The sequence below is a fragment of the Streptomyces sp. S07_1.15 genome (genome assembly GCF_020739505.1).
Lineage (GTDB): Bacteria > Actinomycetota > Actinomycetes > Streptomycetales > Streptomycetaceae > Streptomyces > Streptomyces xinghaiensis.
The window spans coordinates 5,354,389-5,380,078 of record NZ_JAJBZK010000001.1 but is presented as its reverse complement, the minus strand read 5'-3'; the positions used below and the strand labels follow the sequence as shown (position 1 = coordinate 5,380,078).

Annotated in this window: 23 protein-coding genes and 1 pseudogene; 4 read left to right on the top strand and 20 right to left on the bottom strand. The window is 73.0% G+C overall.

All coding sequences use genetic code 11. The features are described from left to right. Window positions 1-62: 62 nt before the first annotated feature. The 8 genes from LIX60_RS23020 to LIX60_RS22985 all read right to left on the bottom strand — a co-directional run bounded on the left by LIX60_RS23020 (window position 63) and on the right by LIX60_RS22985 (window position 8,887). On the bottom strand, window positions 63-1,580 hold the full coding sequence (locus LIX60_RS23020; RefSeq protein WP_227960173.1) for an alpha-N-arabinofuranosidase: 1,518 nt from the start codon (window positions 1,578-1,580) through the stop codon (window positions 63-65). Between the two features lie 111 nt (window positions 1,581-1,691). Beyond that, complete coding sequence (locus LIX60_RS23015; protein ID WP_227960172.1) at window positions 1,692-2,657, bottom strand: arabinan endo-1,5-alpha-L-arabinosidase; 966 nt, start codon at window positions 2,655-2,657, stop codon at window positions 1,692-1,694. A 166-nt stretch (window positions 2,658-2,823) separates the two neighbouring features. After that, window positions 2,824-3,723, bottom strand: coding sequence for a carbohydrate ABC transporter permease (locus tag LIX60_RS23010; protein WP_374117987.1), 900 nt, complete (start codon window positions 3,721-3,723; stop codon window positions 2,824-2,826). An 11-nt stretch (window positions 3,724-3,734) separates the two neighbouring features. After that, complete coding sequence (locus LIX60_RS23005; RefSeq protein ID WP_227960171.1) at window positions 3,735-4,697, bottom strand: carbohydrate ABC transporter permease; 963 nt, start codon at window positions 4,695-4,697, stop codon at window positions 3,735-3,737. After that, complete coding sequence (locus LIX60_RS23000; protein WP_227960170.1) at window positions 4,694-6,040, bottom strand: extracellular solute-binding protein; 1,347 nt, start codon at window positions 6,038-6,040, stop codon at window positions 4,694-4,696. The genes LIX60_RS23005 and LIX60_RS23000 overlap by 4 nt, the downstream gene beginning before the upstream one ends. 291 nt (window positions 6,041-6,331) lie before the next feature. Beyond that, window positions 6,332-7,168, bottom strand: coding sequence for an EI24 domain-containing protein (locus LIX60_RS22995; RefSeq protein WP_227960169.1), 837 nt, complete (start codon window positions 7,166-7,168; stop codon window positions 6,332-6,334). A gap of 87 nt (window positions 7,169-7,255) precedes the next feature. After that, a complete protein-coding gene (locus LIX60_RS22990) occupies window positions 7,256-7,681 on the bottom strand; it encodes an organic hydroperoxide resistance protein (RefSeq protein WP_227960168.1) in 426 nt (141 codons plus the stop codon). Between the two features lie 168 nt (window positions 7,682-7,849). After that, window positions 7,850-8,887 carry an NADP-dependent oxidoreductase gene (locus tag LIX60_RS22985; protein ID WP_227960167.1) on the bottom strand — a complete coding sequence of 346 codons (1,038 nt, stop codon included), beginning with the start codon at window positions 8,885-8,887 and terminating at the stop codon, window positions 7,850-7,852. Window positions 8,888-9,003: 116 nt separating this feature from the next. Between LIX60_RS22985 and LIX60_RS22980 the strand changes: the two genes are divergently transcribed. Then, a complete protein-coding gene (locus tag LIX60_RS22980) occupies window positions 9,004-9,435 on the top strand; it encodes a MarR family winged helix-turn-helix transcriptional regulator (protein ID WP_227960166.1) in 432 nt (143 codons plus the stop codon). Window positions 9,436-9,634: 199 nt separating this feature from the next. On the opposite strand, the pseudogene LIX60_RS31535 reads toward LIX60_RS22980, so the two are convergent. The 5 genes and pseudogenes from LIX60_RS31535 to LIX60_RS22955 form a co-directional block, all read right to left on the bottom strand. After that, window positions 9,635-9,805 (bottom strand): annotated as a pseudogene (locus LIX60_RS31535) (VapC toxin family PIN domain ribonuclease); the annotation flags it as partial. A gap of 130 nt (window positions 9,806-9,935) precedes the next feature. Then, on the bottom strand, window positions 9,936-10,196 hold the full coding sequence (locus LIX60_RS22970) for a hypothetical protein (protein ID WP_227960165.1): 261 nt from the start codon (window positions 10,194-10,196) through the stop codon (window positions 9,936-9,938). Between the two features lie 221 nt (window positions 10,197-10,417). After that, the gene (locus LIX60_RS22965) at window positions 10,418-10,777 is read right to left on the bottom strand and encodes a hypothetical protein (protein WP_227960164.1); all 360 of its coding nucleotides are present in this window, start codon (window positions 10,775-10,777) and stop codon (window positions 10,418-10,420) included. Between the two features lie 84 nt (window positions 10,778-10,861). Beyond that, a complete protein-coding gene (locus LIX60_RS22960; RefSeq protein WP_227960163.1) occupies window positions 10,862-11,737 on the bottom strand; it encodes an SMP-30/gluconolactonase/LRE family protein in 876 nt (291 codons plus the stop codon). Beyond that, window positions 11,734-12,507 (bottom strand): IclR family transcriptional regulator, encoded by a 774-nt coding sequence (locus LIX60_RS22955; RefSeq protein ID WP_227960162.1) that lies wholly within the window; start codon window positions 12,505-12,507, stop codon window positions 11,734-11,736. The genes LIX60_RS22960 and LIX60_RS22955 overlap by 4 nt, the downstream gene beginning before the upstream one ends. 480 nt (window positions 12,508-12,987) lie before the next feature. Here LIX60_RS22955 and LIX60_RS22950 point away from each other — a divergent pair, with 480 nt between their 5' ends. The 3 genes from LIX60_RS22950 to LIX60_RS22940 all read left to right on the top strand — a co-directional run bounded on the left by LIX60_RS22950 (window position 12,988) and on the right by LIX60_RS22940 (window position 16,920). Continuing rightward, the gene (locus LIX60_RS22950) at window positions 12,988-13,509 is read left to right on the top strand and encodes a hypothetical protein (RefSeq protein WP_227962881.1); all 522 of its coding nucleotides are present in this window, start codon (window positions 12,988-12,990) and stop codon (window positions 13,507-13,509) included. Between the two features lie 193 nt (window positions 13,510-13,702). Next, window positions 13,703-14,863, top strand: coding sequence for an acyl-CoA dehydrogenase family protein (locus LIX60_RS22945; protein ID WP_227960161.1), 1,161 nt, complete (start codon window positions 13,703-13,705; stop codon window positions 14,861-14,863). Window positions 14,864-14,916: 53 nt separating this feature from the next. Continuing rightward, a complete protein-coding gene (locus LIX60_RS22940; protein ID WP_227960160.1) occupies window positions 14,917-16,920 on the top strand; it encodes a SpoIIE family protein phosphatase in 2,004 nt (667 codons plus the stop codon). Window positions 16,921-17,021: 101 nt separating this feature from the next. Here the strand turns inward: LIX60_RS22940 and LIX60_RS22935 are convergent, their stop codons facing one another. The 7 genes from LIX60_RS22935 to LIX60_RS22905 form a co-directional block, all read right to left on the bottom strand. Next, window positions 17,022-17,861, bottom strand: coding sequence for a nitroreductase/quinone reductase family protein (locus LIX60_RS22935; RefSeq protein ID WP_227960159.1), 840 nt, complete (start codon window positions 17,859-17,861; stop codon window positions 17,022-17,024). Window positions 17,862-18,522: 661 nt separating this feature from the next. Continuing rightward, entirely contained in the window at window positions 18,523-19,782 is a 1,260-nt protein-coding gene (locus LIX60_RS22930) for an ABC transporter substrate-binding protein (protein WP_227960158.1), read from the bottom strand. Further along, window positions 19,779-20,861 (bottom strand): branched-chain amino acid ABC transporter permease, encoded by a 1,083-nt coding sequence (locus LIX60_RS22925; RefSeq protein WP_227962880.1) that lies wholly within the window; start codon window positions 20,859-20,861, stop codon window positions 19,779-19,781. The genes LIX60_RS22930 and LIX60_RS22925 overlap by 4 nt, the downstream gene beginning before the upstream one ends. Window positions 20,862-21,066: 205 nt before the next feature. After that, complete coding sequence (locus tag LIX60_RS22920; RefSeq protein ID WP_227960157.1) at window positions 21,067-21,957, bottom strand: branched-chain amino acid ABC transporter permease; 891 nt, start codon at window positions 21,955-21,957, stop codon at window positions 21,067-21,069. After that, on the bottom strand, window positions 21,954-22,802 hold the full coding sequence (locus LIX60_RS22915; RefSeq protein WP_227962879.1) for an ABC transporter ATP-binding protein: 849 nt from the start codon (window positions 22,800-22,802) through the stop codon (window positions 21,954-21,956). The genes LIX60_RS22920 and LIX60_RS22915 overlap by 4 nt, the downstream gene beginning before the upstream one ends. Window positions 22,803-22,912: 110 nt before the next feature. Continuing rightward, the gene (locus LIX60_RS22910) at window positions 22,913-23,704 is read right to left on the bottom strand and encodes an ABC transporter ATP-binding protein (protein WP_227960156.1); all 792 of its coding nucleotides are present in this window, start codon (window positions 23,702-23,704) and stop codon (window positions 22,913-22,915) included. Between the two features lie 80 nt (window positions 23,705-23,784). Continuing rightward, the gene (locus LIX60_RS22905; RefSeq protein ID WP_227960155.1) at window positions 23,785-25,578 is read right to left on the bottom strand and encodes a cation acetate symporter; all 1,794 of its coding nucleotides are present in this window, start codon (window positions 25,576-25,578) and stop codon (window positions 23,785-23,787) included. Window positions 25,579-25,690 lie beyond the last annotated feature (112 nt).

Below are 25,690 nucleotides of genomic sequence, written 5' to 3'. Positions count from 1 at the left end.
ACGTGTGGGGGCGGAGCCGGAGCGGGCGGGCCGGGCCTGTCCGGGCCGGGCGCTCCGTCCCGTCAGACGAGGCGGATGACGTTCCAGGACAGGGGTTCCAGCACCGTGCGCAGCACGCCGTCCGCCAGTTCGGTGCCCTCCGCCGCCGCGTGCGGGGTGACGCGTTCCGGTTCGGCGAGGGTGTTGCGGGCCTCCGGGTCGGGGTCGGCCAGCACGCTGTGCTCGGCGACCCGTCCGACGGACAGGCCGTGCAGCGCGGCCTCCAGGGGCAGCGGTTCGGTCTGGCTGCGGTTGACGGCGAAGAGGGTGACCGCGCCGGTCTCCTCGTCCTGTACCGCCGTGGCGTGCAGCAGCGGCACCTCTCCGTAGCGCGCGGTCTTCTGCACGGGTCCGGCCGGGTTGACCGTCAGGACCCGGCCGCGTCCGTACCGCGACGCCTGCGCGAAGGGGAAGAAGGTGGTCTGCCGCCAGGCGGGGCCGCCGGGTTCGGTGAGGATCGGGGCGATGACGTTGACGAGCTGGGCGAGGCAGGCGACGGTCACCCGGTCGGCGTGCCGGAGCAGCGCGATCAGCAGCGAGCCGAAGACGACGGCGTCGGTGACGCTGTAGTTGTCCTCCAGCAGCCGCGGCGCCTCCTCCCACTGGCCGGGGTTGCGCTCGGCCTCCTCCTGGAAGCGGGAGAGGTACCAGACGTTCCACTCGTCGAACGAGAGGTTGATCCGCTTCTTCGACTTGAGCCGGGCACCGACGTGGTCGCAGGTGGCGATCACGTTCTCGATGAAGGACTCCATGTCGACGGCGGAGGCGAGGAAGGAGTCACGGTCGCCGTCCTTCTCCTCGTAGTAGGCGTGCAGGGAGATGTGGTCGACGAGGTCGTAGCACTCCGCCAGGACGGTGGCCTCCCAGGCGGCGAACGTCGGCATGTACTGGCCGGAGCTGCCGCAGGCGACCAGTTCCACGTCCGGGTCGATCTGCCGCATGGCGCGGGCGGTCTCGGCGGCCAGCCGGCCGTACTCCTCGGCCGTCTTGTGGCCGGTCTGCCAGGGCCCGTCCATCTCGTTGCCCAGGCACCAGAGGCGGATGCCGTACGGGTCCTTCGCCCCGTGCGCGATGCGGCGCTCGGAGAGCTCGGTGCCGCCGGGGTGGTTGGCGTACTCCTGGAGTTCGAGCGCCTCGGCGACGCCGCGGGTGCCGAGGTTGACGGCCATCATCGGCTCGCCGCCGGCCTTCGCGACGAAGTCCATGTACTCGGCGAGGCCGAAGCGGTTGGTCTCGGTGGACCGCCAGGCGAGGTCGAGACGGCGCGGCCGGTCCTCCACGGGGCCGGTGCCGTCCTCCCACTTGTAGCCGGAGACGAAGTTGCCGCCGGGGTAGCGGATGGCGGTGACGCCGAGTTCGCGGACCAGTTCGAGGACGTCGGTGCGGAGCCCCGCCTCGTCGGCGGCCGGGTGGCCGGGTTCGTACACGCCCGTGTAGACGCAGCGGCCCAAGTGCTCGACGAAGGAGCCGAAGAGGCGGGGGTTGACGTCGCCGACGGCGAAGGCGGGGTCCAGGGTGATGCGGGCGGTGCGGGCGGTCATGGAGGCCTTTCGGTACGGGGACGAGGGGACGGGGACGGGGATACGGCGGTGCGGTGGGGCGGTGGGGCGGTACGGAGAGGCCGGGCCCGGGGCGCCGGGCCCGGCCGGGGGTCAGTACGCGGTGGGCCAGCCGCCGCTCCAGCCCAGCAGGTTGATGCCGAGCTTGGGTGTGCCGTTGTCGTCGCGGTCGTAGTAGTGGTAGACGAGCACATGCCCGTCGCTGTCCTTCAGGACGGACTGCCCGCCGGGCCCGATGTACCGCCCGTGGGTCTCCAGTACCGGGGTGCCGCCCCCGTCCATCATCCGTACACCGTTCCGGTCGGTGTAGGGGCCGGTCGGGCTGCTCGCCCGGCCCGCCTTGATCTTGTAGCTGGAGTCGGTGCCGGCGCAGCACCGGTCGTACGAGGCGAAGAGGTAGTAGGACCCGTCCCGTTTGACGATCTGCGGGGCCTCCACGGCGTGCGGCGCGTCGGGCCGGGTGGCGAGGCTGTGCACGGTGCGGTCGCTGTGCCGGTTACCGGTGGCGGGGTCGAGGCGGATCATCTTGATCCCGGTCCAGTAGGAGCCGAAGCTCAGCCACCAGGTGCCGTCGTCGTCCACGAAGAGGTTCGGGTCGATGGCGTTGTGGTTGTCGCTCGTGCTCGTGCGGTACACGATGCCGCGGTCGCTCCAGCTGCCGGGCAGGCCGGTGGAGCTCTTGGCCAGCCCGATGGCCGAGTGGTTGGAGCCGAAGGAGGAGACGGCGTAGTACATCCAGTAGGCGCCGTCGTGGTACGAGATGTCGGGCGCCCAGGGGTCCCGCTCCGGGGAGTACTCCGACCACCAGGACGGCGGGCTGGTGAAGGCCGATCCGGCGCGGGTGAAGTGCGTGCGGTCGGTGGAGGTGCGGGCCTCCAGGCCGCCGTGGGTGGAGTAGAGGACGTAGCGGCCGTCGGTGGTCTTGACCATCGTCGGGTCGTGGACGACGACATCGCCGGTGACCAGCCCCGGGTTGGGGTAGGCGGTGGCGCCGGACGGCAGCAGGGCGAGCAGCAGGGCCGCGGGCAGGGCGGTGAGCAGAGCGCGTCGGCGACGCATGGGGGTGTCCTTCCGTTGCGGGGCGTGGGGGTACGGGAGGGCGGGTCGTACGCGGCTGCGCGGCGCGCGGTGCGCGGTGCGCGGCGCGTACGGGGTGCGTTGCGTTGCGCGTGGGCGGTCCGGCCGGGGCTCCGGGCGGGTGCCGGTGCCCCGGGCCGGACCTGGGCTACTGGCCGGCGAGACCCGTATGGGCGACACCGCGGACGATCTGGCGCTGGAAGATCGCGAAGACGACGAGCAGCGGCAGCCCGGCGATGACGAGGGAGGCCATCACCTGGGCGTAGCGCACGCCGTAGGTGGACTGGACGTTGACGAGCCCGACGGGCAGCGTCATCCCGGCCGGGTCGGTGGTCACCAGGAACGGCCAGAGGAAGTTGTTCCAGGTGGAGATGAAGGTGAAGATCGCGACGGCGGCGAGCACGGGCCGGGAGAGCGGCAGCACGATCTGCCAGAACACCCGCCAGCGCCCGGCGCCGTCGCAGAAGGCGGCCTCCTCCAGCTCGCGCGGCACGCCCTGGAAGAACTTCACCAGGATGAAGACCATGGCGGGCACGGCGACCTGCGGCAGGATCACGCCCCAGTAGGTGTCGACGAGCCGCAGCCGCACCATCTCGGCGAAGAGCGGGGCGATCAGCACCTGCGGCGGCACCATGATCCCGGCGAGCACGATCCCGTAGAGGACGCGGCGGCCGCGGAACTCGGTGCGGGCGAAGCCGTAGGCGGCCATCGCGCAGGTGGTGACCGTCAGGAGCGTCGTCATCACCGCGATGTAGGCGGAGTTGAACATCCAGCGGGCCAGGTCGCCGGACGCCCACACCTCGCCGTAGGCGTCGAAGGTGATGGTGGAGCCCACCCACTCCAGTGTGGTCTTCGTCGTCTCGCTCGCCGGTTTGAGGGAGGTGGCCACGGCCCAGGCGAGCGGCAGCAGCCAGGCGACGGCCAGCAGCAGGGCCAGGGCGAGCAGGGCGATCCGGCCCCGCGTCCAGCGGGGCGTGCGGCCCCCGCCGGTCCCGGGCCCGGCGGCGGCGCCCGGAACCGGAGCACCGGCCACGGTGGTGCCGTCCACGGCGGTTGCGCTCACCGGTCATTCTCCTCACTGGCGCGCCGGGACAGCCGCAGCTGGACCAGCGAGACGACGACGATCAGGGCGAAGAACACGTAGGAGACGGCGGAGGCGTAGCCGATCCGGTAGCCGGTGAAGCCAGCCTGGTAGACGTACTGGAGGATCGGCCGGGTGGACTCGTCGGGGCCGCCGCCGGTCATGATGTAGACCTGGTCGAAGATCTTGAGCGAGGCCAGCAGCTGGAGCACCAGCACGACGAAGGTGGTGCGGCGCAGGCTCGGCAGGGTGATGTGCCACAGCCGGTGCCAGGGCCCGGCGCCGTCGATCTCGGCGGCCTCGTAGAGGTGCTGCGGGATGGACTGCAGTCCGGCGAGGTAGAGCAGGAAGTTGAAGCCGACGGTCCACCACACGGTGGTGAGGACGATGGAGAGCATCGCGTAGCGGGTGTCGCCGAGCCAGCCGATGTCCGGGTCGAGCCCGGCGGCGCCCAGCAGCAGGTCGGCCAGGCCGAAGTCGGACGGGTAGATCATCCACAGCCACAGCAGGCAGACGACGCCCGAGGGCAGCAGGAACGGCGCGAACCAGGAGAGCCGCCACAGCCACTGCACCACCCGCAGATGGTGGGCCAGCAGCGCGAGAACCAGGCCCAGTACGACCAGCGGGACGGTGCTGAGGACGGTGAACCAGAGGGTGTTCCAGAGGGAGGACCAGACGTTCGGGTCCGTCAGCGCCTCGGCGTAGTTGTCCAGCCCGATGAACTCCGACTCGGTGCCGGCGATGTTGTCGTCGCCGAGGCTCATCTTGACGCCGTAGAGCAGCGGCCACACCAGGAAGAGGGCGTAGACGAGGAGGAACGGGGCAGTGAAGAGCAGTCCGTGCTCGGTCCACCTGTGGCGGACGGACCGCACGGGGCCCGTGGTCCCGGCCCGGGCCTCGGCGGCGGGCGCGGCGGGCGGTACGGCGGAGGTGGTGGTCATGCCGCGCCTCCGAAGGGGTTCGGGGTGTCGAGGAGTTTCCGCAGCCGTCTCTTCGCCTCGGCGAGGCCGTTGCGGGGGCTGCGGGAGCCGGTGAGCACACCGGAGAAGACGGCGCCGAGTTCGATCTGCATGGAGGAGGCGGAGCCGGCGAACCAGGCGGGCGGGTCGAGCGCCACGTCGTCCAGGACGGAGCGGTACTCGGACTGCGGGGTGAGCTCCAGGTACTCGGGTTTCTTCAGGGTGGGCAGATAGGCGGGGACGTGGCCGCCCTTGGCCCATTCCACGGTGTGCTTGAGCAGCCAGGCGACGAAGGCGTGGGCGGCCTCGTTGCTCGCGCCGCCGCGGCCGGCCTGGTGCGGAAGGACGAAGGTGTGGCAGTCGGCGAAGGTGGAGGCCCGGCCGAAGAGGTCGGGGATCCTGGTCATGGAGAAGGGGATCTTCGTGGTGAGGAAGGTGCTGACCTCCCACTCCCCGTTGATGAGGAAGGCGGTCCGCTGGGTGTTGAAGGCGCCGACGCCGCCCTGGTAGTCGACCCGGTGGATGGCCAGCCCCTCGTCGACGAGGGAGCGCATCCATTCCAGGACCCGCAGGGCCTTGGCGTCGTCGATGGTGATGCGGGTGCCGGTGTCGTCGAGGACGGTGCCGCCGGTCTGGGAGTAGAAGGCGGCGAAGAGCCGCCAGGGGCCGACAGTGTCGGCACCCATGGTCTCCATGGCGAGGGCGGGACGGCCGGTGGTCTTCTTGACGGTGCGCAGGGCCTCGGTGAACTCCCCGGCGCCCTTGATGGGTTCGAGCTTCCCGTCGTCACCGAGGAGACCGGTCTTCTTGCAGATCTCGGTGTTGTAGAAGAGGACCAGGGGGTGGGTGTCGAGCGGGACGGCGTACTGCTCGCCGTCCACGGAACCCCGGCGCCAGATGTCCTCGGGGAAGTCCTGCGGGCGGACGCCGTGTTCGGCGAGGAGGCCGAGGTCGAAGGGGTCGAGGAGCCGGCCGGGGGCGAAGCCGGGGAGGCGGGTGAGGTGGAGGGCGGCCACCTCCGGGGCGCGTCCGCCGGCACCGGCCATACCGAGTTTGGTGTAGTACGGCGCGCCCCACTGGAGGGTGGCGGCCTCCAGGCCGATATCGGGGTGCTCGGCGCGGAAGGCGTCGAGCAGCGTCTGCATGTTGACGCCGTCACCGCCGCCGAACAGATGCCAGAAACGCAGGCGGGTGCGGTCCGCGCCGGCGGCCGAGGGAGCCGCACAGCCGGAGGAGACGGTTCCCAGGGTGCCGGCGGCGGCGAGGGCGCCGAGACCGGTGAGCACGCTTCTGCGGCTCCGTGAAGTTCGTGAACTCTGCTGCATGACGGCGGGTATCCCTACGTCTTCGGGATGCTCATGGCGTGCGGGAGGGCTGACACCGTTCGACATTTCGAATGGCGCCCGTAACTTCGAACGGCAAGATAGATTCGAAAGAATGCCCCGTCAACGCTTCGCGCAGAGAAACGGCAAAGCCGCCGACACGCCAACGCGGGCCGCACGCCCGGGAGATGGGGTGCGGCCCGCGGTGTTCACGCGTGCCGACGGCCGTTGCGCGCCGTCAGTTCCGTAGCCGGTTCCGTGCCGTCACGGAGGCGGACTTGCTCCGCAAGAAGGTCAGCCCGCCGACGGCGCCGGGGGCCAGGCCGGGGGTACGGGCCGGGCCGGGTCCGGCGTGGCCGGCTCGCCGGTCCCGGGGCCCGGCGGCTCCTCCTCGGGCGGCAGCAGGTCGCGGGCGAGGAGGGTCGCCCCCGCCACCGCGCCCGGCATCAGGAAGACGGCGACGACCGGGACGAGGAAGGCCAGCGCCAGCGGCACACCGAAGCCGAGGGTGAGCATCATCCGGCCGCGCAGGAGCCGGAACCGCTCCTTGATCGGGAGGCCGCGGCGCGCGAGCGCCACTCCGGCCAGCTCGACGGTGAGGAAGAACCCCGAGACGCAGACACCGGCCACGGGCACGACGGTCTGCCCGATGACGGGCACGAACCCCAGCACGAACAGGGACAGCCCGAAGAGGGCGACCCAGAAGAGCACCCGCAGACTGTCCCGCGCCGAGATCACCAGCTCGCGCCAGAGCGGCAGTTCGGGTCCGGCGGGGGCGCCGCCCTCGGACTCGTCCACCTGCTCGGCCAGGGCTTCGTAGAACGGCTGCCCGACGAGGAGGGTCACCGCGGCGAACGTCACCACCGCGAAGAACAGCCCGCCGACGAAGAGCAGCGCGGTGAGGGTGGTGCGGAGGAGGCCCTGCCAGGGCGAGTCCCAGTCGTCGGCGAACGGCGTGGCCCAGGCGGTGATGTCGTCGGCCCAGAAGCCGAGGACGACCAGCGCCGCCACATACAGCGCCAGGGTGATGAGCGGCGGCAGCAGCAGCCCCGTCTTCATCCGGCTGCCGCGCCGGCTCACCCACCGCTGGCCCTTGGCCAAGTAACCGAAACCCACCCCGAGATCACGCATGACGGCAGCCTATCGGGGCCCCGGACGGCACAAGCCCCGCCCGTGGATTCGGGGCGGGGCCGGTGCGGGGCAACGGTGCGGCGGAGGTCAGGCGACCGTCAGGCCGACCTTGATGTTGCCGCGGGTGGCGTTGGAGTACGGGCAGATCTGGTGTGCGGCCTCGGTCAGTTCGCGGACCGTCGCCTCGTCCGCGCCCGGAATGGAGACGACCAGTTCGACCTCCAGGCCGAAACCGGCCCCGGCCTTTCCGATGCCGACCTTCGCCGTCACGCGCGAGCCGGTGATGTCGGCCTTCCGCTGCCGGGCGACCACACCCAGCGCGCTCTGGAAGCAGGCGCTGAACCCGGCGGCGAAGAGCTGCTCGGGGTTGGTGCCCGCACCGCTCCCGCCCAGCTCCTTGGGCGGGTTGACGACCACGTCGAGCTTGCCGTCGTCGGTGGCGACCCGGCCGTCACGCCCTCCCTCGGCGGTGGCTATCGCGGTGTACAGAACGTCGACGGTCTGGACGGACATGTGAATCCTCCTGTGGTGCGCACGACGTGTGCGCTCTTGAACTTGCGTCAGGACTGTGCTTCCGCGCACCGGGCATCTCCGCCGGGCGCTGCGAACCCGGCCGGCGCCGAGCAGACGGCGGTACGCGGGGGTGGTGCGTGGGGGTGGCGCGGGGCAGAGGGAAGGGCATCAGCCGTCGAGGCTGACGATCATCTTTCCGGTGTTCTCGCCGCGCAGCATGCCCAGGAAGGCGTCGACGGCATGGTCGATGCCGTGCACGACGGTCTCGGGGTGGTGGAGGTCGCCGGACCGGATCCAGCCGCCGACCTCCTCGACGAACCGCGGCTGCAGCGCCTGGTGGTCGCTGACGAGCATCCCCTGGATGCGGAGCCGCTTGCCGATGACCTGGGCGAGATTGCGCGGAGCCGGCGACGGCTCGGTGGCGTTGTACTGGGAGATCATTCCGCAGACTGCGATACGGCCGTGCACCGTGAGGGAGCTGATCGCCGCCTCCAGGTGCTCGCCGCCGACGTTGTCGAAGTAGACGTCGATGCCGTCCGGCGCCGCCTCCTTCAGCTGCTCCCCCACCGGGCCGTTCTTGTAGTTGAACGCGGCGTCGAAGCCGTACTCCTCGGTGAGGGCCCGCACCTTCTCGTCCGAGCCGGCGCTGCCGATGACGCGGGAGGCTCCCTTGAGCCGGGCGATCTGGCCGACCAGGCTGCCGACGGCACCGGCCGCGCCGGAGACGAAGACCGCGTCGCCCTCCTGGAAGGAGGCGACCTCCAGCAGCCCGGCGTAGGCGGTGAGGCCGGGCATGCCGAGCACGCCGAGATAGGCGGTGAGCGGGGCGACGGCCGGGTCCACCTTGGTGGCGTGCTCGGCCTTCACGACGGCGTACTCGCGCCAGCCCAGCCCGTGCAGCACATGGTCGCCCACCGCGAAGCCCTCGGCCTCCGAGGCGACGACCTCGCCGACGGCGCCGCCGTCCATGGGCGCGTCCAGCTGGAAGGGCGGGACGTACGACTTGACGTCGTTCATCCGGCCGCGCATGTAGGGGTCGACCGACAGATGCAGATTCCGGACCAGGATCCGGCCGGGGCCGGGCTCCGTGACGGGGATCTCCCGCAGCGCGAAGTCCTCCGGGACCGGCGCGCCGTGCGGCCGGGCCACCAGATGCCAGGCGCGGCCGGCTCGCGGCAGTCCGGACGGGGCGGGCTGTTCCGGCATGGGTCACTCCTCCTCAGGGCCGCGCTGCAAGCCAGCGACGGCCAGATACTTCACTACCTGAAACAACCATGCTGCCCAATATTTCAGATTGTCAAGTAAATCGTTACTCTGGATGCATGGCCTCACGCAGCACGGACCCCCTGACCCTCGAGGTCGTCGAGCTCATCGCCGCCGTCGTGGCCCGCTACCACGAGGAGTACGAGGACGCCGCGGCCGAGCACCACCTCACCGGCGCCCAGGCCCGGCTGCTCGGCCTGCTCTCCCTGGAACCGCTCCCGATGCGGCGGATCGCGCAGCGGCTGAAGTGCGAGCCGTCCAACGTCACCGGCATCGTCGACCGGCTGGAGGCCCGCGGCCTCGTCGAACGCCGCCCCGACCCGGACGACCGCCGCGTCAAACTGGCCGCCACCACCGCCGAGGGCCGCGCCACCGCCCGCCGCCTCCGCGACTCCCTCGACTTCGCCCGCGAGCCGCTGGCCGCCCTGTCGGCGGAGCAGCGCACCCTCCTCCGCGACCTCCTGCGGCGGATGCTGGGCGTGGAGGCCTGACGGGTCGGCGCGAGCGTGGAGTGACGGAGCGTCCCCGGCCAGCACGTGGTACGTGTGGCGGGCGGCCTCTTCTCACTGCGTTTTTGCAGTTCAGCGGCAATCCATAGGTCCCAGCCGGGGTGTGCTGGGGGCGGACGACGCTGAAGTGTCTGTGGTCGAGGGTCGCGATCCGTTCCACCCCGAAGCGTTCGGCTACGGCGATCACCGAGGCGTCGACGCCGCCGAGAGGGAAATCCGCGTACTGCAGGACGAGCTCACCCATCCGCTCCAGGTCGGCAGGGGTGAGGTGGACCAGTTCGAAGGTGCCCTTGGCGACCTCGGAGAGGAAGGCGGCTTCCAGCTTGGGCCAGCGTTCCAGCAGCCAGCACACCTCGGTCAGCACAGGGCTGGGAGCAGGCGGCGGCCGGTCGTCGAGACCAGCAGAGACGCACACTCCGCGTGGCGGCGGTCGCCGGCGTTCAGGGCAGCGGGGAGAGGGCCGGTGTCGAGGACGATCGCGTTCACGCCTGGTCGCCGAACCGCTCGCGCATCCGCTCGCGGATGTAGTCGTCGTGCCGCTCGGCCAGGTCCTCCGGCCCGTTGACCGCCCCGATCAGCGCCAGCGATCCTGCAGGGACAGCCTGTTCCTCAGTGGGACGCGATGGGAGTGCTTCGGCGGCCTGGGCGAGTTCCTCGTCCCGGGTGACGAGCAGGCGCAGGCGACGTACCTGGTGCGGCGTGAGCCGGTCCACCAAGTGGTGCATGTCCTCATAGTCGAACACTGCGGTCACCTGGCCAGTCTGGGGGCGGCAGCACCCGTCGCGCCGCTGCCTCCCAGAGCTTCGACCTGCCCCGGCCCACCGGGAGGACGCCTGGCCGGGACGGCCCGGCTCAAACCCGCCGATGGCCGGCCTGCTCTGCCAAGTGTCGGGCGCGTTGGGGGCCCTGCGGCTGTCCGGCCGTTCCGAGTCCGGGCCTCCGGAGTCTCTGCGTGAGCGGAGCGCTACGCCTGTTCCATACGACGGATCCATCGCCGGCATACGTCAACGGTGATCGGCTCGAACAGTTCAGGAGTCGACACCTCGAAGAGGAATTGGGTCAGCACATCACGGTCTGCTTCGTCGATCTCGACACGGTTCAGCATGTGCACCGCTTCAGCCCAGCGCGGCAGTTCGAGAGCGTCCAGCTGCCCGGAGACACATCGCCGCAAAATGCCCCTCACCGCATCACGATCCAGCCGGACAGAAGGCCGGTCGTCCGCATCGCAGTGGTTGGCGGCACCGATCAGACCGTCGAGCGAGGACTCCCAGCGGATCAGACCGGTCAGAGCCCGGCATTCACCCGACGGATCGCAGTACCGCATCCCGTCAGGCGAGTGAGGGCCGGCCGGACCGTGGTCCGCCTCGCACTCCCGCTGCACCCGTCGCTCTCCGTCCGGGAAGACCGGTCATCCGGCGAACGGGGGCTGCGGGAGGCCCTGGCCCGCGTTCGGGAGGACGAGGAGGGAGCCGGCCAGGGGGTGGGGGCGGTGGCCGACGCGGGCCGTGGTGATGTACAGGTCCGTGAGGTCCGGGCCGCCGAAGGCGCAGGCCGTGGGGCGGCGGACGGGGAGGGGGAGGGTGCGGTCCAGACGGCCGTCCGGGGTGTAGCGGCGGATCGCGCCGCCGTCCCACAGCGCCACCCAGACGCAGCCGTCGGCGTCCACGCACAGCCCGTCCGGGTAGCCCGCGCCGTCCTCGATCTCCGCCAGGGTGCGGCGGCCCCGGATGTCCGGACCGGCGACGTCGAAGACGTCGACGCGGCGGGTCGGGGAGTCGGCGTAGTACATCAGCCGTCCGTCGGGGCTCCAGCCGGTGCCGTTGCTGACGGTGGAGTCCGGCAGCACCTCGGCCGCCGTGCCGTCCGGCGCGATCCGGGTGAGGCTGCCGCCGCCGGGGGTCTCGTCGTACGTCATGGTGCCCGCCCAGAGCGAGCCGTCCGGCGCCACGGCCGCGTCGTTGCCCCGGCGGTTCGGCACCGGGTCGTGGTGCAGCCAGGAGAAGGCGCCCTCCGGGGAGAGCAGGGCCACGCCGTCGCGGAGGTTGAGCACGAGGCCGCCGCCCGCGCGCGGCTTCACGGCGCCGACGTGCTGTCCGGTCGTGAAGACCGTGCGGCGGCCGGTGGCCGGGTCGTAGCCGTGGACGCGGGAGGAGAGGATGTCGATCCAGATCAGCCGGCCCGTCGCCGGGTCCCAGGTCGGCCCCTCGCCGAGTTCGGCGGTCTCGCGGACGGCCACCTCCGGGCGGGGGTGCCGGGCCGTGCGGCCGGGAGTCACTGTGCTCATGGGCGGCCACGGTAGCCGAGACGGTCCGACAGCTCGGCCGCGCCCTTGGCGACCAGCTCCGACAGCTCCGCGTGCCGCTCCTCGCTCCAGCGGATCATCGGTACGGAGATGGAGAGCGCCGCGACGACCGTGCCCGCGGAGTCCCGCACCGGCGCGGCCACGCAGCTGACGTCCGGGTTGGACTCCCGGTGCTCGACGGCGATCCCGCTCTCGCGGATCGCGGCGAGCTGGCGGCGCAGCGCGGTGGGCGAGGTGATGCTGTTGTCCGTCATCGCGGTCAGCGTCCGGCCGTCGGGGAAGAGCTGCTTCAGTTCGGTCTCGGGGAGCGAGGCGAGCAGCATCTTGCCGACGGAGGTGCAGTGCGCGGGGAGCCGGCGGCCGGCCGCGGAGACCATGCGGACGGCGTGGGTGCTGTCCACCTTCGCGATGTAGATGACGTCGGTGCCCTCCAGGATCGCGACGTGCACGGTCTCGTCGCAGGTCTCGGCGACGCCCCTGGCCACCTGCCGGCCCTCGGCGGCGAGGTCGAGCTGCTCGGCGTAGCGGCTGCCGAGCTGGTACGGGCGGACGCCGAGCCGGTAGCGGCCGGGCTGGTCGGGGACGGCCACGAGGTAGTTGCGGGCGGCGAGCGTGGTGACCAGCTCGTGCACGGTGGTGCGCGGCAGTTGCAGCTTGCGCGTGATCTCGGGGGCGGAGAGCGTACCGTCTCCTTCGAGGAAGAGCTCCAGGATGTCCAGGGCTCGGGTCACGGCGGGTACCAGGCGTCCCATAACCGCTCACTCACCTACTTCCGGCAGTCGCTTCCGTCAGCGGCGGCGCCCGGAACGGAGCGTTCGAAACCCCGGCCGTTGATCGGTATGACGAACGCCAGCCTAACCGCGGGCCGTTCGGGCGGCAATAAGCCTGGTCGTCACCGTCTCCGGGCTTTCCGGCTCCGCGGCTCCGGGGCTCTCGGGCTCCGGGGTCTTCCGGCCGCGCCGGGCCCCTCACCGTGCCGCCGGATCCCGCCGCTCCCCCGCCGGCCGCTCCGCGCCCCCGCGCCGCGGGACGATGGAGCCATGAGCCGTTCCGAACCGCCCGCCGGCGCCCCGGGTCCCGACGACAGCAGCCGCCCCGCCGCCGGCACCCGATCCGCCGCCGGCGCCGGGGCCGCCGGGGCCGCCGGGCCCGCCGGGCCCGCCTTCCCGCGTGACGCCCCTCCCCCGCCCCTGCCCGGTCCTCTCCTGTTCCAGCTCGTGCTGCTCCGGCGGATGGCCGACCACCAGCCCGGCCTCGTCGAGGACGCCCTGCGGGAGCTGGGCGAGAGCCGGGCGGTGATGCGCGAGGCCAACCGCCGCTGGCAGGCGATGGTGCGCTCGCCCCGGGCCCGCGGCGCCCTGGCGCGCTACCGCTCGGTGCTCGGCCCGCCGGAGTCCCGTGCCCCGCGCCGCATCGGCGACCTGGAGTGCGAGGCCCTGCGCTGGCGTGTGCCGCTCTGGCCGGAGCTGCGGTTCGAGGTGCTGGCGGCGCCGGGCGGCCAGGTGTGGAACGAGTGGCTGGTCCGCGCCCCGGGCGCCCCCGGCCCCGTCCTGCGGACGCTCGGTGATCTGCGTCCCTGGAGCTGCACGGTGGACGAGGTGGCCCGCGCCTTCGCCCCGGCCACGCCGATGGAGGGCTCGGCCCCGACCCGCTGGCGGCTGGCGTTCACGGCACCGGACGCGGCGACCGGTGAACGGCGCCGGGTGATCGCCGAGTTCACCTGGGGCCTGCTCCAGCGCCTGCCGGAGCACTGAGCCGGGGCCCGGACCTCCGGGGCGGCCGGTGCCGCCGCGCCGGAGGCCGCGCCGGGCCGGTTTCCGCGGAAGCTCGCCTTCCCGTGCGATTTGACTCCGCGGCGCGAGTCGGCGGAAAGTCGGTGGGTTGACAGCCGGAGACGCCCGCCGAAGTCCTTCGACCGGGTCCCGTACACAGAAGGACGGTGCAGCGGTGGCGCGGATCGAGCTGGGCAAGGTGGTGGCCCTGGCACGCGAGGCCGCGGACGAGGTCCTGGCCCCCCGTGCGGCGGAGACCGACGCCGGGCAGCGGTGGCCGGAGCAGGGCATGGCCGCGCTGCGGCGGCGGCTGGGCGGGCTGGTGGTGCCCGAGCGGTTCGGCGGCCTGGGGCACGGTCTGCTGGCCGTGGCGCAGGTCGGCGAGGTGACGGGCCGGGCCTGCGCGTCGACGTCCATCTGTTTCGGCATGCATCTGGCCGGTTCCGCCGTGATCGCCGCCAAGGCCACCCCGGAGCAGCAGGAGCGGTATCTGCGGCCGATCGCCGCCGGGGAGCATCTGACGACGCTCGCCCTGTCCGAGCCGGCCACCGGCGGCGAGTTCTGGCTGCCGCAGACGCGCATGGAGCACAGCCGTCCCGGCCGGCTGCGGCTGACCGGTACCAAGAGCTTCGTCACCAACGCCGCCCACGCGGACTCCTATGTGCTCTCCGCGGTCGCGGCCGACCCCGGTATCCCGCCGGGCCTGTTCTCCTGCGCCGTGCTCGACGCCGGAACGGCGGGGCAGGTGTGGGGCGAGCCGTGGACCGGGTTCGGCATGCGCGGCAACTCCTCGCGCTCCCTGGAGCTGCGCGGGGTGGACATCCCGCAGTCCCGTCTGCTGGGCGAGGAGGGCGACCAGATCTGGTACGTCTTCAACGTCGTCGCCCCGTATTTCCTGATGGCCATGGCCGGCACCTACCTGGGCGTCGCCGCCGCCGCTCTGGAGGAGGCCCGCGCCCATCTGCTGCGGCGCCGGCACGCCCACTCCGACCGGGCCCTGGCCTCGCAGCCGGTCGTCCAGCACCGGCTGGGGTCGATGTGGGCCCGGGTGGAGCGCACCCGGCGGCTGATCTTCCACGCGGCCGTGGAGGCGGAGGCCGGCGGCGCGGAGGCGCTGATGGGGCTGGCGTCCGCGAAGGCCGAGGTCGCCGAGGCGGCGGAGCGCGTCATCAACGACGCCCTGACCCTGGTCGGCGGCATCGGCTACGGCCAGGACTCCCCCCTGCACCGGATGCTGCGCGACGCCCGCGCGGCCCATGTGATGGCCCCGACCACCGACGTGCTGCGCATCTGGACGGGCCGGGCCCTGCTCGACGAACCGCTGCTGGAGGGATGACGGTGCCTCCGGACAGACCCCGCGTCCTCCTTGTCGGCGTACTCCCGGGCGCGGTGTCGGCGCTGCAGGCGGTGCTCGGCCCGGGAGCCGACGTGCTCTTCGTCCCGCCCGAGCAGCTCGTGGACCACACCCAGGGGGTGCGCGGCGAGCGCCGTCCCACGCTGGTGGTGCTCGGCCAGGAGCTGCCGTCCCCCTTCGGCCTCGTCCACGCGGTGCGTCCGCACCCCGCCGACCTGGTGGTGATCGCCGTCTCCACCGCGGAGACCGAGGGTGATCTCGCCGCCCTGCCCCTGCTGTTCTCCGGCGACCGGGCGCGCCACCTCCCCGCCTCGCAGGCGGACCGGCTGCCCGGGGTGGCCCGGGAGATGATGACGGCGCTCGGCCGGCAGCGCACCTATACGACGGTGCGGGCCGCGGCCCAGTACCGGCTCGGCGCCGGCACGGCGATCAGCCGGCAAATGGGGGACCACCTCTTCGGCGAGTTCCTCACCCAGGCGCCGGTCGGCGCGCTGATGCTGGACGCCTCCGGGGCCATGGCCGCCTGGAACAACAAGGCCGCCGACATCCTGGACCTCGGCGAGCCCGAGTCGCTCGGCCGGCCGCTGACCGCCCTGTTCCCCGAGACCCTGCACGCCCGGCTGGAGGGGCATCTCGCCTCGTCCGGCGGAGAGCCCGGCGCCGACCCCGGCGCGGTCTTCGAACGTCTCCGCCCGGACGGCACGGCGCAGGCGCTGCGGCTGGCCCCGCAGCAGGTCCTCGACCCCGAGGGGCGGGAGCGCCGGCTGCTGCTCGTCGAGGACATCACCGAACGGCTGCGCGCCCAGCGTCAGCTCGCCGAGCGGACGAGCCACGCGCTGCTCAGCGCGGAGGTCGCCGCGGCCATGACCGCTCCGGGGCCGCTGCCGGAGCGGCTGGAGCGGTGCGTCAAGGCGGCGGTGAACCGGCTGTCGGCCGTCTTCGCGTGCGTCTGGGCGGTACGGACGCCGGCCGGTGACCGGCTGGACCACACGGTGTGCGCCGACGGCCCGGCCGACGGTCCGACCCCGGCGCACGTCCGGGTCCGCCAGGCGCTGATGGAACGCGTCGCCGCCGAGCGCCGCCCCGCCCTCGACGAGGTCCCGGGCGAGGACTCCACCGTCTGCGTGGGTTATCCCCTCGTCTCCGGCGGGGAGTTGCTGGGGGTGCTCGCCCTCGGCAGCACCGCCCCGCTGTCCTCCGCCGCCTCCGGCACCCTGGAGGGCATCGCCGACCAGATGGCCGTGGGCATCCAGCAGGACCGCCTGCTGCACCGGCTGCGCGCCACCACCCAGGCACTCGAACACCCCCTGCTGCCGCCCCACCTCCCCGCCCTGCCCGGCTTCGACCTCGCCGCCCGCTACCACCCCCACGGCAGCGGGCTGCACATCGGCGGCGACTTCTACGACGCCTTCGCCGCGGCCGACGGCCGGCACGTCCTCGTCCTGGGCGACGTCTGCGGCAAGGGCCCGGCCGCGGCCGCCATCACCGGCCTGGTGCGCCACACCCTGTGGGCCGCGGCCCAGCACACCCCCGACCCGGCGCATGTCCTCGACCTCGTCGACCGGGCCCTGCGCCGCCAGCGGACCCCCTTCTGCACCCTGGCCTACGTCGTCGTCGACACCACCGTGACGCCCACCCGCCTCCACCTCGCCTCGGCGGGCCACCCCGCCCCGCTGCTGCGCCGGGCGAACGGCGGCACGACCGTCCTCGATGTGCACGGGCCGCTGCTGGGCGCCCTGGGGCAGGTGCACCACCCGGTGACGGAGACCGAGTTGCTGCCCGGCGACACCCTCGTCCTCTACACCGACGGCTTCACCGAGGGCGCGGGCTCGTACCACCAGCGGGAGTCCGAGGACCTCGCCGCCGTCGTCGCCAAGCAGCCGCCCCCGCCCGGCACCGCGCGCCCGGCCGACCACATCACGGCGGTGCTGATGGAGGACGCCCACGCCTGGTGGGGCGAGCGGCTCCGCGACGACCTGGCCGTCCTGGCGCTCACCGCCCTGCCGCCCGCCGCCCCGGAGGGTTCCCCGGCCGGCTGAGGCCCCGGGACGGCCGGACGGCCGGCGGCGTGCGCCGTGACGCCCGGGCCGGGCGCGCGGGCGTCACGGCGTCTCCCCCGGTGGGCCGGGCGCCCGTGGGGTCAGGTGGTCGCGGCGTCGAGGAGGGGGATCAAGTGCTCCTCCTCGTAGGCCAGATGGCTTTCGAGTTCGGTGGTGAGGCGGTCGAACTCGGGGAGGACGGCGGCCGGCTCCGCGTCCCCGGCGGAGACGAGGTCGCGGAGGGTGTCCAGCAGGGCCGCGATCCGCTCGTGCTCCCGGTACAGGCGCTCCGTCACCGGGGCCAGCTCCGGGTTCCGTCCGGCCACGGCCGGGAGCATCCCGGCGTCCTCGTTGGTGTGGTGGCCGTGCAGGTTCCGGCAGAACGTCAGGCAGTTGACGCGGAGCTGGGCGCCGAGCGCGCCCGGTCCCGAGTCCGCGAGTTCCCCGCGGATCAAGGTGAGTTCGCGGCGGAAGGCGTCGTGGACGAGCTGGAGGGCCGCGCCCCAGGACGCCGCGTTCGGGCGCGGCGGGCCCGGGAGGGGGGTCAGGGCGACGACCGGCAGGGTCCGTCCCGCCCCGGCCTGGTAGTCGGCCCAGCCCGGGTCGGCCTCGGCCGCGCGGGCGAAGAGGTGGTCCCGTTCGGCGCCCTCCAGGACGGCCGCCCCCGCCTCGTAGGTGAAGGCGCCGTCCTCGACGGTGACGCGGGGGTGCGCCAGGACGTTGCGGTACCAGTCCGGGTGGTGCGGTGAGCCGCCGGCCGAGGCGATGACCAGCACCCGCTCCCCGTCGGGCAGGCAGCCCAGCGGAGTGGTGTGCTGCCGGCCGGACCGTGCGCCGGTGGTGGTCAGAAGGAGGAGCCGGGCGCCCTCGAAGGGGCCGCCGACGCGGCCGCCGTTGGCGCGGAACTCCTCGATGATCTGCTGGTTGAAGTCGTTCGGCATGCTGCGGTGTGTCTCCGGTTCTCCGGCGGGCGCCGCCGCGGGCCGCCGGCGGCCGGACGCGTCCGTGTGCGCGGGGGCGTCAGGCGCCGGGAGGCGGGCGGTCGCCGCCGGTGAGTGCGTGGGGTGAGGGTTGCCGTCCGGCCGGAGGGCCGGTGGCGGGCGTCCCGGCCGGCCCCGGCGGTCGCGCGGTTGTGCGGCCGCGCCGGAAGACGGGCGGGGAGGCGCACCGTTCGGGCGGTGCGGAGGAACGCCGGGCAACGGCGGCGCGGAGTGCGCGTGCGGGCGCAGGGGCGCATGATCGCGGTGCGCGGGTGCGCGGCGGCCGCCGGGGCGGAGCGGGCAGGCGGGCCTCTGGCCCGCCCCGTCCTCACCTCGTGGCCGGGTGCCTCACTCGTGCGTGGCCCATGGCCGACCCGGTAGTCACGGAATGCAGTCTCCCCGGAGCGGCACGGCGGAGGCAACGCTTCCGGGCGGTTTCCCCGGCCTTGTCGCGGCGGGGGACGCTCCGCACGGCCCCGGAGCGGCCGGCGGAACGGGCCGCGGCGCACGGCCAACGGCGGTCCGCTCGGCTCCCCCGGGCTGAGGGGCCGTGCGGACCGCCGTCCGTGTCAGTGCTTCCCGGGCTCCCGGATCCCGGATCGCGGGTCCCGGGCAGCGGGGGTCAGGAGCGGTTCTTGAAGTACTCCCGCGCCTCCGGCAGTTCGTGCGCGTCCTCGACCAGCACCGAGCCGCCGACCTTCTTCGGGTCGGGCTTGGAGATGTACGAGGCGTACGTCGCGGGCTGCGAGGCGTCGCTGAAGTCCTGCGTCACGCCGAAGCCCTTGTGCTCGCTCTGCGCGCGGTGCGCCTTGACCAGGCCCTCACGGGTGAGGTCCTTGGCCTCGCAGGCCGCGCGGAGGTCCGCGTCGAGCGCCGTGACGGCGCTGTAGCCGGAGAGGGTGCCGGAGTCGACCAGCTCCTTGGGGTACTTCTTCTGGTAGTCGGCGACCATCTTCTCCAGGTCCGGCAGGTCGTGGCTGACCGGCGGGGTGGCGCTGACGATGTGCAGCATCTTCTCCAGGGCCGGGCCGGCCGGTGTCTTCAGCAGCTGCGGGGCGTAGCCCGGGGCGCTGGTGAGGACGGGGACGGTGAAGCCCTTGGCGGCGGAGACGCCGACGAGCGAAGCCGTCTGGGTGGGTCCGGCGCTGATGAGGACCGCCTTGACCTTGGCCGCGCGCAGGGCCGAGACCTGGGCCGACAGATCGGTGTCGGTCGGCTTGATCTTCTGCTCGACGACGGTCATGCCCCGCTCCTTGGCGGCGGCCTTGGCGCCCTCCAGGGCGCTCTGCCCGTAGTCGCCCTCGAAGTAGACGTGGCCGATCTTGTCGCCCTTCTTCACCCCGGCCTCGCGGTTGAGGAAGTCGACGGCGTTGATCATGTCGATGTCGTAGGTGGTGCCCAGGACCTGGATGGCGTCCTCACCGAGCAGGGACGCGGCCCACGCCATCGGATAGGTGAGGATCTTGTCCTTCGCCACGCTGTCCTTCAGGGCGGCGACCACGGGCGAGCCGATCACCTGCGGCATGGCCAGCACGTCGGGCGAGACCTCGGTGTAGGCGGAGCGGGCCTTCTGCACGTCGTAGCCGTGGTCCTTCACCACGATCTCGATCTTGCGGTCGCAGATGCCGCCGTCCTTGTTCACGTCCTCGGCCCACATCTTCTGGGCCTGGACGATGCTCTTGCCGAGGGTGGCATACGGACCGCTGAGGTCGGTCAGCGCGGCGAGCTTGATGGTCTTCTCGGTGACACCCGGACCGGTCTTGACCCCGTCCGCGCCGGCCTTGCCGCCGTCGGACTCCTGGGCCTTGGTGCTGCAGCCGGTCCCGGCGAGGGCCAGGGCGACGACCGCCGCCGCGACGGCGGCTCTCCTGCTGTGCTTCATGAGGTGGGCTCCTGGGTTTCGTTGGTGGTACGGGGACGGACGCCGGTACGGAAGCGGCGGAGCTTGCCGCTGTGCAGCAGGCCGCTCAGCCCGCCGGGGGCGCGGAGGAGGATGAGGACGATGGCCGCGCCGTAGAGGTAGCGGGCGGCGTCTGCGGGGCCGACGGCGTTTCCGGGGGCCCCGGGCGGCTCGATCAGCGGTAGCTGGTCGGCGTAGCGGGCGATGACGAGCGGCAGGGCGCTGACGAAGAGCGCGCCGACGGCGGCGCCTCCGACCGAGCCGAGGCCGCCGATCACGATCATGGCGAGGTAGTCGATGGAGAGCGCCAGGCTGAAGTAGTCGGGCACCACGGTCTGGGAGATCAGGGCGATCAGCGCGCCGGCGAGACCGGCGTACATCGAGGAGACGATGAAGGCGCCGGAGCGGTAGCGGGCGACGGGCACGCCCAGCACGGCGGCGGCCACCTCGCTGTCGCGTACGGCGGTGAGCGCCCGGCCGGAGCGGCCGCGCAGCAGGTTGTGCGCGGTCCACCAGGCGAAGGCGAGCAGCGCCAGGGCGAGGTACCAGAGGCGTTCGGTGGCGCCGAAGGGCACGCCCAGCACGGCCAGGTACGGGTCGCTGCCGGTGAAGGAGAAGCCGAAGATCTCCATGGCCGGTACGGAGCGGCCGTTGTAGCCGCCGGTGACCGGCTCGGCGTTCAGCATCACATGGTGGCCGAGGAACACCAGGGCGAGGGTGGCGACGCCCAGGTACATGCCGCGCAGCCGGCCGGCGATGGGGCTGAACAGGCCGCCCGCGACGCCGGTCAGGGCGACGGCGAGGACGAGCGCGAGCAGCGGCGGCAGCCCGGGGCCGGGGTCGCCGCCGAACCAGGCGTAGCCGTAGGCGCCGACGGCGAGGAAGAAGGCGTGGCCCAGGGAGAGCTGGCCGGTGCTGCCGGTCAGCAGGTTGAGGCCGATGGCGCCGATGGCGGCGGCCATGGCGAACAGGCCGATCTGGAGCCAGGCGGCGTCGAGGTAGAAGGGGAAGACGCAGAGGAGGAGGGCGGCGGCGAAGGGGAGGACGCGGGCGGGGGTGATCCGCCGGCCGGCCGGGGCCGGAGCGGTGTCCGGCCCGGGGGCCCCGCCGGCGCCGTCGCCGGGGCCGCCGGGGGCGGGCGCGGTCGCCGGCCCGGTCGCGGTCGCGGCCTCCGTCCCGGTCGCGGTGCCGGCCGCCGCCGGGGCGGGCTGGGCGCGCTCGCCGCCGGCGGTGCCGGCTGTGGCGTCGTGCTTGTCGGTGGTGCGGTCAGACACGGACGGTCTCCTTCGTACCGAGCAGCCCGGTCGGGCGGAACATGAGGACCAGCACCATCACCGCGTACGGTGCGACGTCGCTGAAGCCGGAGCCCAGCGCGGAGAGTTCCGTCTGGTAGCCGGCGCAGAGGGCCTCGGTGACGCCGATGAGCAGGGAGCCGAGCAGGGCGCCCGTCGGTGAGGTCATGCCGCCGAGCACGGCGGCCGGGAAGGCGGCCAGCGCGATGTGCCCGGTGGTGCGCTCCAGTCCGGCGGACGGGAAGGCGGTCAGGAAGACCGCGGCGATGGCGGCCAGGGCCCCGGCGAGGCACCAGGCGAGCATCCGGATGCGTTCCAGCCGGATGCCCATGAGGGCGGCGGCCTCCCGGTCCTCGGCGGCGGCGCGCAGGGACAGGCCCCACGAGGTGAAGCGGAAGACCGCGAAGACGGCGCCGATGACGAGGACGGCGGCGACGATCGAGGCGATCCGGCTCTGCGCGACGGTGACCCCGGCGAACTCGACGATGCCGTTGCCCCAGGGGTCGCCGAGGCTCAGCAGGTCGCCGCCGATCCGGCGGGCCAGGTCGGTCATCAGGACGATGTCCACACCGATGGTGATGATCGTCAGGGTGTGCGCGGCGTGCGGGTCCGTGTTGCGCAGCAGCAGCCGTTCGATGGCGGCGGCCACGGCGGCCGTCGCGACGACGGCGACGGCCAGCGCGGCGGCGAAGCCGAGGTGTTCGTGCAGGACGGCGGTGAGGTAGCCGCCGAGCAGCAGCAGCGATCCGTGGCCGAAGTTGAAGACGGCGGATGCCTTGAAGATGATGACGAAGCCCAGGGAGACCAGGGCGTACACCGAGCCGAGGGCGAGCCCGTTCAGCACGATTTCCGCAGCCGTGCTCATGCGGAGTGCTCCTCTTCCTGTCGTTCCTGTGAGTCCGGGCCCGGGTCCGGGCCGGAGCCCGGCTCCGGGTCCGGATCGGGGTCGGGGACCTCTTCCTTTCCGGTGCCGAGATAGGCCCGGAGCACGGCGGGGTCGTGGCGGACCTCGCCGGGCGCGCCGCCGGCGATGCGGCGGCCGAAGTCGAGCACCGTCACGGCGTCGGCGAGCCGCATGACCAGGCCCATGTCGTGTTCGACGATGAGCACGGAGAGGCCGAGTTCCTCCCGTACGGCCCGGACGGTCTCGGCGGTGCGCTGCCGCTCCGCGCTGTTCATCCCGGCCACCGGCTCGTCGAGGAGCAGCAGCCGCGGCTCCAGGCAGAGGGCGCGGGCCATCTCGACCCGCTTCCGGTCGCCGTACGAGAGCAGGGCCACCGGGGTGTCGAACAGCCGCCCGAGACCGACGAGTTCGGCGATCTCCCGGGCGCGCTCCCGGTGGACCCGCTGCTCGCGTACGGCCGAGGGCAGCCGCAGGGCGGTCGCGGCGAAGCCGGCCCGGGTGAGGACGTGCCGTCCCAGCATCAGGTTGTCGGCGACGGTGCCCGCGGTCATGACGATGTTCTGGAACGTGCGGGCGATACCGAGGGCGGCGATCCGGTGCGGGCGGAGCCGGGTCAGCTCGTGGTCGCCGAAGTGGACGCTGCCGCTCGCCGGGCGGCAGACCCCGGAGAGGACGTTGAAGCAGGTGGACTTGCCGGCGCCGTTGGGCCCGATGAGGGCGTGGATGCTGCCGGGCTCGACGGTGAAGCCGACGCCGTCGAGAGCGGTCAGTCCGGCGAACCGCACCGTGACGTCCTCGACGCGCAGCGGGGGTGTGACGGTGCCGGTGGTTGCGGTGCCGGTGGCTTCGGTGGTGCCTTCGGCCCCGGTCGTCTTCCCGGCGGCCGCCGGACTCGTGCTGGGCTGCTTCACCCCGTTCACCGCCCCTTCTCCGCGCCCGCCGCGACGGGCTCCTGCCGGGGTGTCTCCTCGCCGAGGTAGAGCCGGCGCACCTCGTCGGTGCGGGCCAGCTCGGCGGCGGGTCCGGAGAGCCGGACCTCGCCGACCTCCAGGACGTACGCGTGTCCGGCGAGTTCGAGCGCCATGGCCGCGTTCTGTTCGACGAGGAGCACCGAGGTGCCCTGCCGGTTGATCTCCGTGACGACCTCGCCGATCCGCGCCACCATCTGCGGGGCCAGGCCGAGCGACGGCTCGTCCAGGAGCAGCAGCTTGGGGGCGGCCATCAGGGCACGGCCGATGGCGAGCATCTGCTGCTCGCCGCCGGAGAGGAGCCCGGCGCGCTGGTTCGTGCGTTCGGCGAGGCGTGGGAAGAGGCCGAAGACCCGGTCGCGGGCGGCGTTGTCGCGGCGGGAGCGGTGCAGTCCGAGGCCGCCGGCGCGGAGGTTCTCGTCGACGGTCAGCGCGCCGAAGACGCGGCGTCCCTCCGGTACCTGGACGACTCCGGCGCGGACGGCGGTCACCGGGTCGGCGCCGTTGAGCTTCCGGCCGGCGTATTCCACGCTTCCCGCGGTGATCGCGCCGCGGTGCATCCGCAGGGTGCCGGAGACCGTGCGCAGCAGGGTGCTCTTCCCGGCACCATTGGCGCCGAGCAGGGCGACCACGCTGCCGGCGGGGACGGTGAGGGTCACACCCCGCAGAGCGCGGACGGACTGTCCGTAGGACACGTCGAGGTCCTGGATGTGCAGGGCCTCGGGAGAGACATCGGGCATGGATTCTCCTCGGGGTCCGCGCGGGGGCGGTTCGGGGGAAGTGACGGATACGACAACACGGCGCCGGAGGCGGGTACAGGTCAGTCGGCCAGGTCGGGTCCCACTCCCAAGGGCCGCCCGTGCCCGTTGTGCGTCCGCCCAGAGGGGGAGTGCCGCGGACCACGGCGTTCCGCGGCCGGCCAGGAGGGAAACCACTCGTCGGAGCGGCCGGCCGGGACGGTGGCCGTGCCGTCCTCCCGCGGGTCCGCCGCGCCGTGGCCGCCGCCGTCGTAGCCGTCGCCGCCCTCACCGGTGCCGCCCTCACCGGGGCCGCCGTCGCGCCGCTGTTCGGGGCGGGAGAGGACGGAGCCGAGCCAGCCGAGGAGGAAGCCGGCCGGGATGGTGACGATGCCGGGGGTCTGGAGCGGGAACCACGCGAAGTCGCGGTCCGGGAAGATCGACACCGGCAGCCCGGAGACCCCGGGGCAGAAGACCGTCAGCACGGTCAGCAGCACCGTCGTGCCGTAGAGGCTGCCGTACATGCCGACCGTGGTGAAGCCGCGCCAGAAGAAGGTGTAGACGAGGGTCGGCAGCAGCGCGGAGGCGGCGACGCCGAAGGTGTAGACGATCAGCACCTGGGCGTTCCAGCCCTGGGCGGGGATCGCCAGCAGCACCGCCGTGGTGCCGACACCGAGGACGGCCCAGCGGGCGTACCGGACCTCCCGGCCGCGGGACAGCCGGCCCCGGAAGACGGTCCGGGCGAGGAGGTCGTGGGCGACGGTGGTGGCCGCGGCGAGAGTGATGCCGACGACGGCGGCGAGGACGGTCACGAAGACGGCGCAGGCCACGACCGCGAAGAGCAGGCTCTGGTCGGCGGCGCGCGCCCCGCTGTCCAGGACCCGGGTCAGCGCGAGCAGGGCGGTGCCGCCGGCGTGGTCCTGCCGGTACAGCTCCTTTCCGCCGACCAGGGCGGCGGCGCCCATACCGAGCACCACGATGGTCACCATGAAGCCGGCGACGGTGCCCACGGCCCACCGCATGGACTTGCGGGCGGCCTCGGCCCCGCGGTGGGTGTAGAGCCGCATCATCACGTGCGGCATACAGGCCACGCCGAGGACGAGGGTGAGGTCCAGGCTGAGGAGTTCCACGCGGTTCAGCGCGGAGCGGCCGAACTGGACGCCGGTGGTCCAGTAGCCGTCGCCGGCCCCGCTGTTCCGGGCGGCGGTGGTCATCAGCCGGATCGGGTTCCAGCCGAAGCGGTGCAGGACCATCGCGGCGAGCACGGTGGTCACCAGCGTCACCACCACGATCTTCATGATCTGGACGAGCCCGGTGCCGCGCATGCCGCCGAAGGCGACGTAGCCGACCATCAGCAGGCCGACGAAGACCGTGCTGATCGTGGTGGCGGCCTCGCCCGGCAGGTCGAGCAGGGTGGTCATCATGATTCCGGCGGCGGCGAGCTGCACCAGCAGGATCGGGAAGGTGACGATCAGCGTGACCAGCGCGATGGCGATCCGCGCGGGCCGCTCCCGCAGCCGGCGGGCCAGGATGTCGCCGAGCGTGTAGTGGCGCGGCCCCTCGGCCAGCGGCCCGGCCAGCCGCAGCTTCAGCAGGTAGAGGGAGAGCACCGTGGCGGCGGCGCTGAGCAGGCCGTCGGCGCCGGTGAGGGCGATCGCCCCGGTGGTGGTGAGCACAGTGGCGGCGGAGATGTAGTCACCGGCGATGGCGAGCCCGTTCTGGGCGGGGCTCATCCCGCCGCTGCCCGTGTAGAACTGGGCGGGTTCGTCGGTGTCGGTGGCCGCGAGCACGCAGAGGAGGAACGAGATGGCGACGCAGGCCGAGAAGATCACATAGGCCAGCGTTCCGGCGTCGAGGAAGGCGGAAGCGGAAGTCACCCGCGTCACGACAGCAGCGGGCCCGGCGGCCGTACAGGCGGGGACCGCACCTCGGTGACCGGGCCCAAGAGGGCCGCGCACGGACTGTGCGCTGTCACACCGTGCGCCATCG

Bases quoted from the DNA above. Each gene is read 5' to 3' on its own strand.
- LIX60_RS22960 (WP_227960163.1), bottom strand. From the start codon at position 11,737: ATGAGCACAGTGACTCCCGGCCGCACGGCCCGGCACCCCCGCCCGGAG.
- LIX60_RS22920 (WP_227960157.1), bottom strand. From the start codon at position 21,957: ATGAGCACGGCTGCGGAAATCGTGCTGAACGGGCTCGCCCTCGGCTCG.
- LIX60_RS22955 (WP_227960162.1), bottom strand. From the start codon at position 12,507: ATGGGACGCCTGGTACCCGCCGTGACCCGAGCCCTGGACATCCTGGAG.
- LIX60_RS23015 (WP_227960172.1), bottom strand. From the start codon at position 2,657: ATGCGTCGCCGACGCGCTCTGCTCACCGCCCTGCCCGCGGCCCTGCTG.
- LIX60_RS22990 (WP_227960168.1), bottom strand. From the start codon at position 7,681: ATGTCCGTCCAGACCGTCGACGTTCTGTACACCGCGATAGCCACCGCC.
- LIX60_RS22910 (WP_227960156.1), bottom strand. From the start codon at position 23,704: ATGCCCGATGTCTCTCCCGAGGCCCTGCACATCCAGGACCTCGACGTG.
- LIX60_RS22995 (WP_227960169.1), bottom strand. From the start codon at position 7,168: ATGCGTGATCTCGGGGTGGGTTTCGGTTACTTGGCCAAGGGCCAGCGG.
- LIX60_RS23000 (WP_227960170.1), bottom strand. From the start codon at position 6,040: ATGCAGCAGAGTTCACGAACTTCACGGAGCCGCAGAAGCGTGCTCACC.
- LIX60_RS22980 (WP_227960166.1), top strand. From the start codon at position 9,004: ATGGCCTCACGCAGCACGGACCCCCTGACCCTCGAGGTCGTCGAGCTC.
- LIX60_RS22930 (WP_227960158.1), bottom strand. From the start codon at position 19,782: ATGAAGCACAGCAGGAGAGCCGCCGTCGCGGCGGCGGTCGTCGCCCTG.
- LIX60_RS23005 (WP_227960171.1), bottom strand. From the start codon at position 4,697: ATGACCACCACCTCCGCCGTACCGCCCGCCGCGCCCGCCGCCGAGGCC.
- LIX60_RS22965 (WP_227960164.1), bottom strand. From the start codon at position 10,777: ATGCGGTACTGCGATCCGTCGGGTGAATGCCGGGCTCTGACCGGTCTG.
- LIX60_RS22935 (WP_227960159.1), bottom strand. From the start codon at position 17,861: ATGCCGAACGACTTCAACCAGCAGATCATCGAGGAGTTCCGCGCCAAC.
- LIX60_RS22950 (WP_227962881.1), top strand. From the start codon at position 12,988: ATGGCCGACCACCAGCCCGGCCTCGTCGAGGACGCCCTGCGGGAGCTG.
- LIX60_RS23020 (WP_227960173.1), bottom strand. From the start codon at position 1,580: ATGACCGCCCGCACCGCCCGCATCACCCTGGACCCCGCCTTCGCCGTC.
- LIX60_RS22985 (WP_227960167.1), bottom strand. From the start codon at position 8,887: ATGCCGGAACAGCCCGCCCCGTCCGGACTGCCGCGAGCCGGCCGCGCC.